Annotated in this window: 9 protein-coding genes and 1 riboswitch; of the genes, 5 read left to right on the top strand and 4 right to left on the bottom strand. The window is 65.1% G+C overall.

Going from position 1 to position 12,937, the window contains the following annotated elements; all coding sequences use genetic code 11:
- The first annotated feature begins 54 nt into the window (after window positions 1–54).
- Complete coding sequence (locus ACXJMY_RS21130; RefSeq protein ID WP_456621277.1) at window positions 55–558, top strand: DUF3455 domain-containing protein; 504 nt, start codon at window positions 55–57, stop codon at window positions 556–558.
- 4 nt (window positions 559–562) lie between these two features.
- Here the strand turns inward: ACXJMY_RS21130 and ACXJMY_RS21125 are convergent, their stop codons facing one another.
- Window positions 563–1,789: a cyclic nucleotide-gated ion channel gene (locus tag ACXJMY_RS21125; protein ID WP_456621276.1), complete on the bottom strand. Its 1,227-nt coding sequence runs from the start codon at window positions 1,787–1,789 to the stop codon at window positions 563–565.
- 6 nt (window positions 1,790–1,795) lie between these two features.
- Window positions 1,796–4,477 (bottom strand): alanine--tRNA ligase, encoded by a 2,682-nt coding sequence (gene alaS, locus ACXJMY_RS21120; RefSeq protein WP_456621275.1) that lies wholly within the window; start codon window positions 4,475–4,477, stop codon window positions 1,796–1,798.
- Window positions 4,478–4,710: 233 nt separating this feature from the next.
- A riboswitch (glycine riboswitch) is annotated at window positions 4,711–4,801 on the top strand.
- A 146-nt stretch (window positions 4,802–4,947) separates the two neighbouring features.
- Here alaS and gcvT point away from each other — a divergent pair.
- From gcvT to gcvP, 3 genes are all read left to right on the top strand, one after another.
- Window positions 4,948–6,096: a glycine cleavage system aminomethyltransferase GcvT gene (gene gcvT / locus ACXJMY_RS21115; protein WP_456621274.1), complete on the top strand. Its 1,149-nt coding sequence runs from the start codon at window positions 4,948–4,950 to the stop codon at window positions 6,094–6,096.
- Between the two features lie 11 nt (window positions 6,097–6,107).
- Window positions 6,108–6,476, top strand: coding sequence for a glycine cleavage system protein GcvH (gene gcvH, locus ACXJMY_RS21110; protein WP_456621273.1), 369 nt, complete (start codon window positions 6,108–6,110; stop codon window positions 6,474–6,476).
- Window positions 6,477–6,637: 161 nt separating this feature from the next.
- Window positions 6,638–9,502 carry an aminomethyl-transferring glycine dehydrogenase gene (gene gcvP, locus ACXJMY_RS21105; RefSeq protein ID WP_456621342.1) on the top strand — a complete coding sequence of 955 codons (2,865 nt, stop codon included), beginning with the start codon at window positions 6,638–6,640 and terminating at the stop codon, window positions 9,500–9,502.
- 296 nt (window positions 9,503–9,798) lie between these two features.
- Here the strand turns inward: gcvP and ACXJMY_RS21100 are convergent, their stop codons facing one another.
- Both ACXJMY_RS21100 and recA read right to left on the bottom strand, forming a co-directional pair.
- Window positions 9,799–10,779, bottom strand: a complete 981-nt coding sequence (locus ACXJMY_RS21100) for a hypothetical protein (protein WP_456621272.1) — start codon at window positions 10,777–10,779, stop codon at window positions 9,799–9,801.
- A 104-nt stretch (window positions 10,780–10,883) separates the two neighbouring features.
- A complete protein-coding gene (recA, locus tag ACXJMY_RS21095; protein ID WP_456621271.1) occupies window positions 10,884–11,972 on the bottom strand; it encodes a recombinase RecA in 1,089 nt (362 codons plus the stop codon).
- 678 nt (window positions 11,973–12,650) lie between these two features.
- Between recA and ACXJMY_RS21090 the strand changes: the two genes are divergently transcribed.
- Entirely contained in the window at window positions 12,651–12,848 is a 198-nt protein-coding gene (locus tag ACXJMY_RS21090; protein WP_456621270.1) for a hypothetical protein, read from the top strand.
- The last annotated feature ends 89 nt before the right edge of the window (window positions 12,849–12,937 follow it).

Raw genomic sequence — 12,937 nt, 5'->3', positions numbered from 1 at the left:
GGCCGCGCCCAGGCGCGGCCCATTCATTTTGACACCATCGCGCGGAGACCGACCATGTCCACCAAGCTCGCCGTCCCCTGCCTGCCGCTGCTCGCGGCCATGATCGGATCAGCGGGGGCCGCGGAGCCGCTTCCCGACGCCATCGCCGCTCCCGGCGAGACCGTCGTGCTCAGCGTCCACGCCGAAGGCGCGCAGGTCTATGAGTGCAAGGCGGGCACCGACGGCAAGCTCGCCTGGGCCTTCCGCGAGCCGATCGCCACGCTGCTCGCCGACGGCAAGACCATCGGCCGGCACTATGCCGGCCCGAACTGGGAGCATGCTGACGGCAGCGCCGTGGTCGGCAAGGCCATCGGCAACGCACCGGGCGCAACCGCCGCCGACATCGCCTGGCTGAAGCTCGAGGTCGCCTCCCGCCGCGGCAGTGGCGTGCTGACCCCGGTCACCACAGTCCAGCGCATCAACACCCATGGCGGCAAGCTCGACGGCGCTTGCGACAAGGCCGGCGACTTCAAGAGCGCGCCCTACTCGGCCGACTATGTCTTCCTGAAGAAGGGCTGACCGCTCAGCGGTCGGTACCGTCGCGCTCGGCCTGTGCCAGCTCCGCCGCCGCGAGGTCGCCGGTCTCCTCGAGCCGCGCTCTCGCGGTCTCATGGACGTGGGCGGCGAGCGTCGGCATGCGCTCGATCAGGGCATGGAAGTCCTGGGCGTCGAGCAGCAGCAGCCGCGTCTTCCGCGTCGCCGTCACCGTGCCGCTGCGTTTGGTTTTGTGCAGCAGCGCGATCTCGCCGAAGAAGGTGCCGTCGCCAAGCCGCACCTGCTGGCTCGGCAACGCGATCTCGACCTCGCCGGCGGTGATGAAATACATCGACGATGCGACGTCCCCTCGCCGCACCAGGATCTCGCCCTGCTCGGTGGTGCGGGCGCGCAGGAGCCGCATGATGTCGGCGATCTCGGACGCGGACAGATGCGAGAACAGCGGCACCCGCGCCAGCATGCCCCAAGTGACGACGAAGTCGCGCCGCTTCACCTCCTCGGCAAAGGCGGTGGAGATGATCGCGACCGGCAGCGCGATCATGGCAAAGCCCGAGACGATCGCGAACACCGAGACGAATTTTCCGAGCGGCGTCACCGGCACGACGTCGCCATAGCCGACGGTGCCGAGCGTCACGATCGCCCACCACATCGCGTCCGGAATGGTGCCGAGCTTGCTGGGCTGCACATCACGCTCGATGGCGTAGAGTAGCGAGGCAAAGGTCAGGACCACGCCGAACAGGATGACGATGCAGCCGATCAGCGCCCGCCGCTCGGCATGGACGGCTGCAAGCAGCGAGCGCATCGCCGGCGAGTACCGGATCAGCTTGAAGAACGGCAGCACGCCGAGCCCGGCCAGCGTCGCGTGCCGGCCCGTGGCCAGGACGATCGCGGCCGGCAGGAACGCCATGAGATCGATGATGCCGAGCGCGGAGAAGGCATAGCCCAGCCGGTCGGCAAGGGCAGAACCCTGGCGCGGCGTGTGGCCCGCCACGGTCCAGAGACGCGCGGCATATTCCAGCGCGAACACGATCACGGACAAGATGGTGATCGCGGAAAACAGCACGCCGAATTGCGCGTCGAGCTCCGGCACCGAGGCGAGGATCATCGCGACCACGTCGAGCACGATGACGCCGATGATGAGCTGGATGAAGCGCGATCCGGCCGAATAGGCCAGCGGATCGTGCTCCAGCAATTCGTAGAGGCGGTCCCTCAAATCGGGATCGCGAAGCCCACGTCCTCGCGGAACGAGGCGCATGGGCCTTTACGCGCCTGCCATCGCTTTTTCGATCGCCGCAAGCGCCTCGGACGCCTTGGCGCCGTCGGGGCCGCCGGCCTGCGCCATGTCGGGCCGGCCGCCGCCGCCCTTGCCGCCGAGCGCCTCGGAGGCAACGCGCACCAGGTTCACGGCATTGAAGCGCGCGACGAGGTCGGCGGTGACGCCGACCACGATTCCGGCCTTGCCGTCCTCGGTGACGCCGACGATGGCGACGACGCCGGAGCCGATCTGCTTCTTGCCGTCATCGGCGAGGCTCTTGAGATCCTTCATCTCGATGCCTTCGACCGCGCGCGCCATCAGCTTGACGTCGCCGACTTCGCGCACGCCAGCCGCCGCGCCGTTGCTGCCGGCGGACGCGCCGCCGCCCATCGCGAGTTTCTTGCGCGCATCGGACAATTCGCGCTCGAGCTTCTTGCGCTCCTCCATCAGCGTAGCGATACGCGCCGGCACGTCGTCGATCGAGGTGCGCAGCTCGTTGGCCGCGGTCTTCGCCAGCGCCATGGTGTCGTTGGCGTGCTTGCGCGCATAGTTGCCGGTCAGCGCCTCGATGCGGCGCACGCCGGAGGCGACCGCGCTCTCGCCCGTCAGCGTGATCAGGCCGATATCGCCGGTGCGCCTGACGTGGGTGCCGCCGCAGAGCTCGACCGACCAGCCGAGCGCGTTGGCACCGCGCTCGCGCGCGGTCCGGCCCATCGAGACGACGCGAACCTCGTCGCCATATTTCTCGCCGAACAGGGCGCGCGCGCCCGCTTCGCGGGCTTCGTCCACGCCCATGACGCGGGTCGTGACCTCGTCGTTCTCCAGCACCACGTCGTTGGCGATGTCCTCGACGCGGGCAAGCTCCTCCGCCGTGATCGGCTTCGGATGCACGAAGTCGAAGCGCAGCCGGTCCGGCGCGACCATCGAGCCGCGCTGGGCGATGTGGTCGCCGAGCACCTGGCGCAGCGCCTCGTGGATGAGATGGGTCGCAGAGTGATGCGCGCGGATCGACGAGCGCCTGCTGTGATCGACTTCGAGCTGGAGCGCGGTGCCGAGCTTCAGCTCGCCGCTCTCCACCGTGCCGATATGCACGAAGAGATCGCCGAGCTTTTTCTGCGTGTCGGTGACGCGGAACTTGATCCCGCCTTCGCCCGTCAGCACGCCGGTGTCGCCGACCTGGCCGCCGGACTCCGCATAGAACGGCGTCTGGTTCAGCACCAGCGCGCCGGTCTCGCCGGCCTTGAGGCTCGTGGTTTCCTGGCCGTCCTTCACCAGCGCGGACACCACGCCTTCGGCGCTCTCGGTCTCGTAGCCCAGAAATTCGGTGGCGCCGAGCTTCTCGCGCAGCGGGAACCAGATCGCCTCAGAGGCAGCTTCGCCAGAACCCTTCCAGGACTCGCGCGCCTTGGCTTTCTGGCGCTCCATCGCATCGGTGAAGGACGCCTGGTCGACGCCGATGCCGCGCGACTTCAGCGCGTCCTGCGTCAGGTCGAGCGGGAAGCCGTAGGTGTCGTACAGCGTGAAGGCGACGTCGCCGTCGAACATGTCGCCCTTCTTCAACGACGCGCTCTTCTCGTCGAGGATGGCCAAGCCGCGGACCAGCGTCTTGCGGAAGCGGGTCTCTTCCAGCCGCAGCGTTTCCTCGATCAGGTTTTCCGCGCGCATCAGTTCGGGATAGGCCTGGCCCATCTCGCGGACCAGCGCCCAGACCAGGCGGTGCATCAGCGGCTCTTTCGCGCCAAGAAGCTGCGCATGGCGCATCGCGCGGCGCATGATCCGGCGCAGCACGTAGCCGCGGCCCTCGTTCGAGGGCAGCACGCCGTCGGAGACGAGGAAGGCCGAGGAGCGCAAATGGTCGGCGATGACGCGGAACGAGGCCACCGTCTGCTCGTTCGGCCCGCTGCCCAGCGCTGACGCGGTCGCATCGATCAAATGACGGAACAGATCGGTCTCGAAAACGCTGTCGACGCCCTGCATGATGCAGGCCATGCGCTCCAGCCCCATGCCGGTGTCGATCGAGGGACGCGGCAACGGCACGCGCTCCTCCTTCGTCACCTGCTCGTACTGCATGAACACGAGATTCCAGAATTCGAGGAAGCGGTCGCCATCCTCCTCCGGAGAGCCCGGAGGGCCGCCCCAGATGTGATCGCCGCGATCGATGAAGATTTCAGAGCACGGACCGCACGGGCCGGTGTCGCCCATCGCCCAGAAATTGTCCGAGGTCGGGATGCGGATGATGCGGTCTTCGGAGAAGCCCGCGATCTTCTTCCAGAGGCCGGCCGCCTCGTCGTCGGTGTGGTAGACGGTGACCAGCAGCTTGTCCTTGTTCAGCCCGAAATCCCGGGTGATCAGGGTCCAGGCAAGCTCGATCGCGCGCTCCTTGAAATAGTCGCCGAACGAGAAGTTGCCGAGCATCTCGAAGAAGGTGAGATGGCGCGCGGTGTAGCCGACATTGTCGAGGTMGTTGTGCTTGCCGCCCGCGCGCACGCATTTCTGCGAGGTGGTGGCGCGCTGATAGGGCCGCTTCTCGACGCCGGTGAAGACGTTCTTGAACTGCACCATGCCGGCATTGGTGAACATCAACGTCGGGTCGTTGCGCGGCACCAATGGCGAGGACGACACGATCTCGTGGCCGTTCTCGGCAAAGAAGTTCAGAAAGGTCGACCTGATCTCGTTGACGCCGCTCATGTTCATCCAATCGGGTGTGCTTGGACCCGCTTCCTTGCCATCCAAACCTGTGATTTGGGCTGATATCTGCGGGCCAAAGCGCTTTTAGACAAGGCCAGCTTCGCTGTCCAGAAACTGTGCAGAGAGATCAGAGGGTTGCCGTATCAGCGCAATCCCGTTGCAATCCCGTTGAAAGGCGCAAAGCCCGCGTTGACAGGCTTGGCCGGGCTGTGGTCTGTACCTATTTGTATCGTACGGCCACGTCGGGAGAGACCGGCTTTGGGTAGCCGGCGCCGAAGGAGCAACCGCCCCGGAAACTCTCAGGCAAAAGGACCGCGTGGCTTTGACAGCATCTGGAAAGAGGCGCCGACGGGCTTGATGTCCGGATGGCGTCCGCCGACGGGATAATACTCTCAGGCACAGCGACAGATGGGGCTTCGACTGGTGTCCATCGGGGAATCCTCCCCGGGGAACCGCCGAGGGCCCCTGTGATGCTAGCGCGCGACGACCAAGACTCCCTGAAACGTACCCCCCTTCACGGGCTGCATGTGTCCCTCGGCGGCAAGATGGTGCCGTTCGCGGGCTATGACATGCCCGTGCAATATCCCGCCGGCGTGCTGAAGGAACACCTTCACACCCGCAGCCAAGCCGGCCTGTTCGACGTCTCCCATATGGGCCAGCTCCGCTTGCTGCCGAAGTCCGGCAAGGTCGAGGACGCCGCCCGCGCGCTGGAGCGGCTGGTGCCGCAGGACATCGTCGCGGTTGCGCCGGGGCGGCAGCGCTATGCCCAGTTCACCAATGCGGATGGCGGTATCCTGGACGATCTGATGGTCGCCAATTTCGGCGATCACCTGTTCCTGGTGGTCAACGCCGCCTGCAAGGCCGAGGACGAGGCGCATCTGCGCGCGCACCTCTCGGACGACTGCATCATCGATTCGCTGGCCGACCGCGCGCTGATCGCGCTCCAGGGCCCGAAGGCCGAAGCGGCGCTGGCGAAATTGTGTGCAGAGGCGCCCGGCATGAAGTTCATGGACGCCGGCCCGCACAAGGTCGCCGGCCTCGACTGTTTCGTCTCGCGCTCCGGCTATACCGGCGAGGACGGTTTTGAAATTTCGGTTCCCGCAGGCGATGCCGAGCGCCTCGCCAGGACGCTGCTGGAAAACGCGGACGTGATGCCGATCGGCCTTGGCGCCCGCGACAGCCTGCGGCTGGAAGCCGGGCTCTGCCTCTATGGCCACGACATCGACACCGCGACCACGCCGGTCGAGGCCGCGCTGGAATGGTCGGTGCAGAAGAGCCGCCGCAGCGGTGGCGCCCGCGCCGGCGGCTTTCCCGGTGCAGACAAGATCCTCGCGCATTTCGACCAGGGCGCGAGCCGCCGCCGCGTCGGCCTGCGCACCGAAGGCCGCGCCCCGGTGCGCGAAGGCGCGCTGCTGTTTGCAGATAGCGCCGGCGGCGAGCCGATCGGAAAGGTCACATCGGGCGGCTTCGGCCCGAGCCTGAACGCGCCGGTGGCAATGGGCTACGTGCCCACGCGCCTGAGCGCGCTCGACACAAAACTGTTCGCCGAGGTGCGCGGGCAACGGCTGCCGCTCACCGTCGCCGCCATGCCCTTCGTGAAAAACACCTACAAACGCTGAGGACTGAGAAAATGACCACGACGCTGTACACCTCCGACCATGAATGGCTGGCCATCGACGGCGATGTCGCAACCGTCGGCATCACCGATTACGCGCAGTCGCAGCTCGGCGACGTCGTGTTCGTCGAACTGCCCAAGGTCGGCCGCACGCTGAAGAAGACCGAAGCCGCGGCCGTCGTGGAGTCCGTGAAGGCCGCCTCCGACGTCTACGCACCGATCTCGGGCGAGGTGCTCGAGACCAACCCCGCACTCGCCGGCGAGCCGGCGCTGATCAATACGGATGCGCAAGGCGCAGCCTGGTTCTTCAAGATCAAGATTGCCGACAAAAGCGAGCTCGGCGGCCTCATGGATGAAGCCGCCTACAAGGCACACACGGCGTGAGATGAAGCAGACTCCAACCTCATACTCCCTGTCATCACCCGCGAAGGCGGGTGATCCAGTACGCCGCGCCCCATCGGCTCAAGCACTGACGGCCGCGTTTACTGGATGCCCCGCCTTCGCGGGGCATGACAGCGACAGATGACCTAAAACGAGGACCCATGATGACCGCGCACCGCAAATCCGATGGCGATACCGCCGCCTTCGTTCGCCGCCACATCGGCCCCTCCGCGCGCGATGTCGCCGCGATGCTGGACACCGTCGGCGCCAAAAGCGTCGACGCGCTGATGGCGGAGACGCTGCCCGCCTCGATCCGGCAGACCGCCCCGCTCGATCTCGGCAAGCCGCTCAGCGAGACCGAGGCGATCGCGCATATGGCCGAGCTTGCGCGCGACAACCAGGTCTTCACCTCGCTGATCGGCCAGGGCTATTCCGGCACCATCCTGCCCGCGGTGATCCAGCGCAACATTTTGGAGAGCCCGGCCTGGTACACGGCCTACACGCCCTACCAGCCCGAGATCAGCCAGGGCCGGCTGGAAGCGCTGCTCAACTTCCAGACCATGATCTGCGACCTCACCGGGCTCGACGTCGCCAACGCCTCACTGCTCGACGAGGCGACCGCCGCCGCGGAAGCGATGGCGCTCGCGGAGCGGCACTCGCGGGTCGAAGCGAAAGCCTTCTTCGTTGACAAGGACGTGCATCCGCAGACGCTCGCCGTGATGCGCACCCGCGCCGAGCCCTTGGGCTGGACCCTGGTTGTCGGCGATCCCCTCATCGATCTCGACACGGCCGACGTGCTCGGCGCGCTGCTGCAATATCCGGGCTCATCGGGCGCGGTGCGCGACCTCAGGCCCGCGATCGCGGCGCTGAAGGCCAAGGGCGCCCTCGCGATCGTTGCCGCCGACTTGCTGGCGCTGACACTGCTCGCCGCGCCCGGCGAGTTGGGGGCCGACATCGCGATCGGCTCGGCACAGCGCTTCGGCGTGCCGATGGGTTATGGCGGACCGCATGCGGCCTATATGGCGGTGCGCGATGCGCTGAAGCGCTCGCTGCCCGGCCGCATCGTCGGCCTCTCCGTCGATTCCCGCGGGATGCCCGCCTATCGCCTCGCGCTCCAGACCCGCGAGCAGCATATCCGCCGCGAGAAGGCGACCTCCAACATCTGCACCGCGCAGGTGCTGCTTGCCGTGATCGCTTCGATGTACGCGGTCTATCATGGCCCCGAGGGGCTTGCGCAGATCGCGCGCAATGTGCATCGCCGTGCGGCCGTGCTCGCGGCCGGCTTGCGCAAGCTCGGCTTCGCGCTGCAATCCGACAGCTTCTTCGACACGGTGACGGTCGACGTCGGCGGCAAGCGCGACGAGATCGTGGCGCGTGCATGGGCCGAAAAGATCAATCTCGGCCTCGGCGATGGCGCCTTGCGCATCGCGCTCGACGAGACCACGACGCCCGCTTCCGTCGAGGCGGTCTGGCGTGCGTTCGGCGGCAAGCTCACCTACGCCGAGATCGATGCGACCACGCGCGAGGCGCTGCCCGATTCGCTGAAGCGCGCGACCTCCTTCCTCACCCATCCCGTGTTCCACGCGCACCGCTCGGAGACCGAGATGCTGCGCTACATGCGCAAGCTCAGCGATCGCGACCTCGCGCTCGACCGCGCGATGATTCCGCTCGGCTCCTGCACCATGAAGCTGAACGCGACCACCGAGATGATGCCGCTGACCTGGCCGGAGTTCGGCTCCTTGCACCCGTTCGCGCCGCGCGAGCAGGCCAAGGGCTATCATGCGCTGTTCGCGCGGCTGGAAAAATGGCTGTGCGACATCACCGGCTATGACGCGATCTCGCTCCAGCCGAATTCGGGCGCGCAGGGCGAATATGCCGGGCTCTTGGCCATCCGCGGCTATCATGCCGCGCGCGGTGAGGCCCATCGCAAGATCTGCCTGATCCCCTCCTCCGCCCATGGCACCAACCCAGCCTCGGCCGCGATGGTCGGCATGGAGGTGGTGGTGGTCGCCTGCGAGAAGAACGGCGACGTCGACGTCAATGATCTCCGGGCGAAGGCCGAGAAGCATTCCAACGATCTCGCCGCGGTCATGATCACCTATCCCTCGACGCACGGCGTGTTCGAGGAGCACATCCGCGAGATCTGCGACATCGTCCATGGCCATGGCGGCCAGGTGTATCTCGACGGCGCTAATCTGAACGCGCAGGTCGGCCTGTCCCGGCCCGGCGATTACGGCGCCGACGTCAGCCATCTCAATCTGCACAAGACGTTCTGCATTCCGCATGGCGGCGGCGGCCCGGGCATGGGCCCGATCGGCGTCAAGGCGCACCTTGCACCGTTCCTGCCGGGCCACCCCGCGACGAATGGGGATGCGCCGGTCGGCCCGGTCTCGGCGGCGCCGTTCGGCTCGGCCTCGATCCTGACCATCTCCTACATCTACATCCTGATGATGGGCGGCGAAGGCCTGAAGCGCGCCACCGAAATCGCGATCCTCAACGCCAACTACATTGCAGCAAGGCTCGATGCGCATTTCCCGGTGCTCTACAAGAACGAGAAGGGCCGCGTCGCGCATGAGTGCATCGTCGACCCGCGGCCGCTGAAGACGACGTCCGGCGTCACCGTCGACGACATCGCAAAGCGCCTGATCGATTACGGCTTCCACGCCCCGACCATGAGCTTCCCGGTGCCGGGCACGCTGATGATCGAGCCGACCGAGTCGGAATCGAAGGCGGAGCTGGATCGGTTCTGCGATGCCATGATCGCGATCCGGAAAGAGATCGCCGAGGTCGAGGCCGGCCGTTTCAAGATCGAGGCCTCGCCGCTGCGCCACGCCCCGCACACCGTGCACGACATCGCGGACGACGCGTGGGCCCGCGCCTACACCCGCAGCGAAGGCTGCTTCCCCGCGGGCACCTCGCGCACCGACAAATACTGGTGCCCTGTGGGCCGCGTCGACAACGTCTATGGCGACCGCAATCTGGTGTGCTCGTGCCCGCCTGTGAGCGATTACGCGGAAGCAGCGGAGTAAGCCGCGACGGAGGTCTCGCAGGGTGGGCAAAGCGAAAGCGTGCCCACCACCTTTGCATGACGTGAAAGATCGTGGGCACGGCGCTTGCGCGCGTCGTTTTCGTCGAACGTATCGCGCATCCACGACGATTGCGCCGTACGCGGCGCAAAGAACGCATCCCGCTCTGACTCGGACGGCAATGGTCCCCAGACCAGCCGGCGCTCGATCGAAATCACAAGATCCGCAAGCCCGCCTGTTGAATAGCGCCGGCGATGGACGAGTCAGTCGTGACAATGAGCCGCGTCATGCCCGCAGCCTCAGGGTTTCGTCAAAACAGCGCCGTAGCGCCATAGCTGATCATTGGTCAGATGCGTGCCACCCCACCAGCGGTCGATCGGATTGTGACGGCTGAAATCCTCCTGATGGGCCAGGACGGCCTTGCCGAACTCCGTCAACGAGAGACGGCTGCGAAGAAAGACTTCGTGCCGCGCTCGCGAATTCCGACGTTCAATGGTGCGCAGTTCGTCGCCCAAACCGGCCACTGCGGGCTTCGGCCCGAGTGCGAGCCCCTCGAACAAAAATCCGAGTTCGATCTCACCGAACACATATGTCCGCCGTAGCGAGCGGAGATGGAACAACGCATTCGTGTTCGCATACCAGTCAAGCATCTCCAGAAATCGCATCTCGGTCGCACCCAGTCCTGTCAAAGGAGACGGAAGCTCTGCCAGAAGCTCGAGCAACGCCGGCCGCAACATCAGCAAGCAACTCAGGTCGCGGTGAAGCAGATCAATGCAAGCCTTCGGGGTCGGCGCGCGATAGGCCGACCACGCCAATTTGGCAATCTCGAACTCCTCTGCAGTGACCCGCCCGACAGGAATGTGTCGCTCGCCCTTGGCGAAATCATAATCGGGATAAAAAATCAGGTCGGAGTCCAGTAATCGCAGCTTGAGCTTCTGTGCCAGCGCAGGATAACTGCGGAGGTGATCGAGCAACCAGACGAGTTGCAATTGATCTTGGGGCGTCGCTCCGAACCAGAGTTCGATCTCGTCATAAGGCTCGCAAAACTCGGCCAGCGACAATTTGCGGCCCTTGGCGCCCCGCGGCCAGCGGACCCAATCCGACCAGTGATCCGCCGGACCAAGATCTGTGGTGTATGCCGCGAAATAAGCCGAGAGCTTTTCCGCCGTCGGGAGCGGCCCCCACTCAAATCGAAAATGGAACGGTATGACGATCTCGGCCAACCCCGATCGACCAAGCTCACTCCCGCCGCCCCAGCCGGTCAAGATCAGACGCGTCATCGCACCACCTGATCAACGCAACACAAAACGAAACGGGCACTGACGACGTCGGCAACTCAACGTCCTCAGCGCCCGCTCCTCGCGAAAGTTCTTCGCGTTAGAACTTACTCGTCGCCCGGCTCCTCGCCGTCGGCGTCGCGCTCGGGGGTGCCGGCGAGAATCTGCTCGGCGATCAGGCCGGAGTTCTGGCGGATCGCGGTCTCGATCTTGGCGGTGATGTCGGGGTTGGCCTTCAGGAAGGCCTTCGAGTTCTCGCGGCCCTGGCCCAGACGCTGGCTGTCATAGGAGAACCAGGCACCGGATTTCTCGACGAGGCCGGCCTTGACGCCGAGGTCGAGGATCTCGCCCATCTTGGAGACGCCCTCGCCGTACATGATGTCGAACTCGACCTGCTTGAAGGGCGGCGCCAGCTTGTTCTTCACCACCTTGACGCGCGTGGTGTTGCCGACCACTTCGTCGCGCTCCTTGATCGCGCCGATGCGGCGGATGTCGAGGCGGACGGAGGCATAGAATTTCAGCGCATTGCCGCCGGTGGTGGTTTCCGGCGAGCCGTACATCACGCCGATCTTCATGCGGATCTGGTTGATGAAGATCACCATGGTGTTGGACTTGTTGATCGAGGCCGTGAGCTTGCGCAGCGCCTGGCTCATCAGACGGGCCTGGAGACCCGGCAGCGCATCGCCCATCTCGCCTTCGAGCTCGGCCTTCGGCACCAGGGCCGCGACCGAATCGACCACCAGCACATCCACCGCACCCGAGCGCACCAGCGTGTCGCAGATTTCCAGCGCCTGCTCCCCGGTGTCCGGCTGCGAAATCAGCAGCTCGTCGATGTTCACCCCAAGCTTGCGGGCATAGACCGGGTCGAGCGCATGTTCGGCGTCGATGAAGGCGCAGATCCCGCCCTTCTTCTGCGCTTCCGCCACCGTGTGCAGGGCCAGCGTGGTCTTGCCCGAGGATTCCGGCCCGTAGATTTCCACGACGCGCCCCTTCGGCAGACCGCCGATCCCGAGCGCAATATCAAGCCCGAGCGACCCGGAGGACACCGCCTCGACATCCATCGAACGGTCGTTCTTGCCGAGCCTCATCACCGAACCCTTGCCGAACTGGCGCTCGATCTGGGAGAGCGCGGCGGCCAGAGCTTTACTCTTGTCCATGGAAGATCCTTCGACGATACGCAGGGCAGTGGTGGACATTGGGTCGTGCTCCTTATGGCGAGGATTCGCTAGGGGGACAAACGGTTGGCGAGGCGGGCCGGCGATAAAACCAATGTACCCCATTTGTTCCTAGTTCGCAATATGTTCTTTTGGATTGAGCGGCGCTGGCCTGTTTTAACCCCTAGTAGCCTAAGTTGAATTTGGGAGTGGCCTGTTTTGTTCGCGAACTGCCACAACCTGTTCATGCGCGTTTAGGATTAACCCGTTCTGGGTGTAGCGAATAAAGGACGGGGCGTTCCGCTAAGAGAACACCCTTGGGGAACAACCGGCTTGGCGGCGCGTTTGCTCGCACCCCCAGCCGAAAGGCGCCCCCCCGACAGCTGGAGGAAAACCCGCAAGGCGGGTTGGCGGCCCCCTACTGGGGCCGTTTAAAATTCAAGAACAAGAGCCGCCTCAGTTGGCGACCTCTTTCATTTCATAACCTATTTCGGCCAGTACCGATTGGGGGGTGCTGTCCGTGTTTAAGTCCTGGTGGCCTAAGTTGAATTCGGAGGTGTCCGAATTTCGGTTTCGTTAACTTTTCCGGGGTGGTCAAGATTGACCATCTGTCCGGTACGGGACGTGCAAAAATCCAACCATCACCGCGCGGCCCTTGGCTTTCATCGGGTGATGAGAACGCCACTAGCGCTCCCGCCTCCTCTAGAATGGAGCAGCGCCATGCAGCGACGCCATTTCAAGCAAACCACGTCCCTTGAAGAGCGCCTTGCCGAACAAGCACAGCGTCTCCGCCAGGAAGCCAAATCGCTTCCCCCGGGTATCAAGCGGGAGCGTGCGATCCGCAAAGCCCGGCAGGCCGAAACCGGCTCGCACATCAGCGAGTGGCTGCGTTCGCCCGGCCTAAGATCCCCCATTTAAAGGGTAAGGCCGCCTCAATTGGCGGCCTTCTCCTGTTCGATCTGCACTTCAACAGGATTTTCGTCCCCGTCATAGATTTGAGAGACGTT

The organism is Bradyrhizobium sp. P5_C12, assembly GCF_054049735.1.
Note: the sequence above shows the minus strand (reverse complement) of the source record. Positions and strands in the feature narration are given on the sequence as shown.

Coding starts and splice junctions, on each gene's coding strand:
- ACXJMY_RS21130 (WP_456621277.1), top strand. CDS start 55: ATGTCCACCAAGCTCGCCGTCCCCTGCCTGCCGCTGCTCGCGGCCATG.
- ACXJMY_RS21125 (WP_456621276.1), bottom strand. CDS start 1,789: ATGCGCCTCGTTCCGCGAGGACGTGGGCTTCGCGATCCCGATTTGAGG.
- gcvT (WP_456621274.1), top strand. CDS start 4,948: ATGCTAGCGCGCGACGACCAAGACTCCCTGAAACGTACCCCCCTTCAC.
- gcvH (WP_456621273.1), top strand. CDS start 6,108: ATGACCACGACGCTGTACACCTCCGACCATGAATGGCTGGCCATCGAC.
- gcvP (WP_456621342.1), top strand. CDS start 6,638: ATGACCGCGCACCGCAAATCCGATGGCGATACCGCCGCCTTCGTTCGC.
- ACXJMY_RS21100 (WP_456621272.1), bottom strand. CDS start 10,779: ATGACGCGTCTGATCTTGACCGGCTGGGGCGGCGGGAGTGAGCTTGGT.
- recA (WP_456621271.1), bottom strand. CDS start 11,972: ATGTCCACCACTGCCCTGCGTATCGTCGAAGGATCTTCCATGGACAAG.
- ACXJMY_RS21090 (WP_456621270.1), top strand. CDS start 12,651: ATGCAGCGACGCCATTTCAAGCAAACCACGTCCCTTGAAGAGCGCCTT.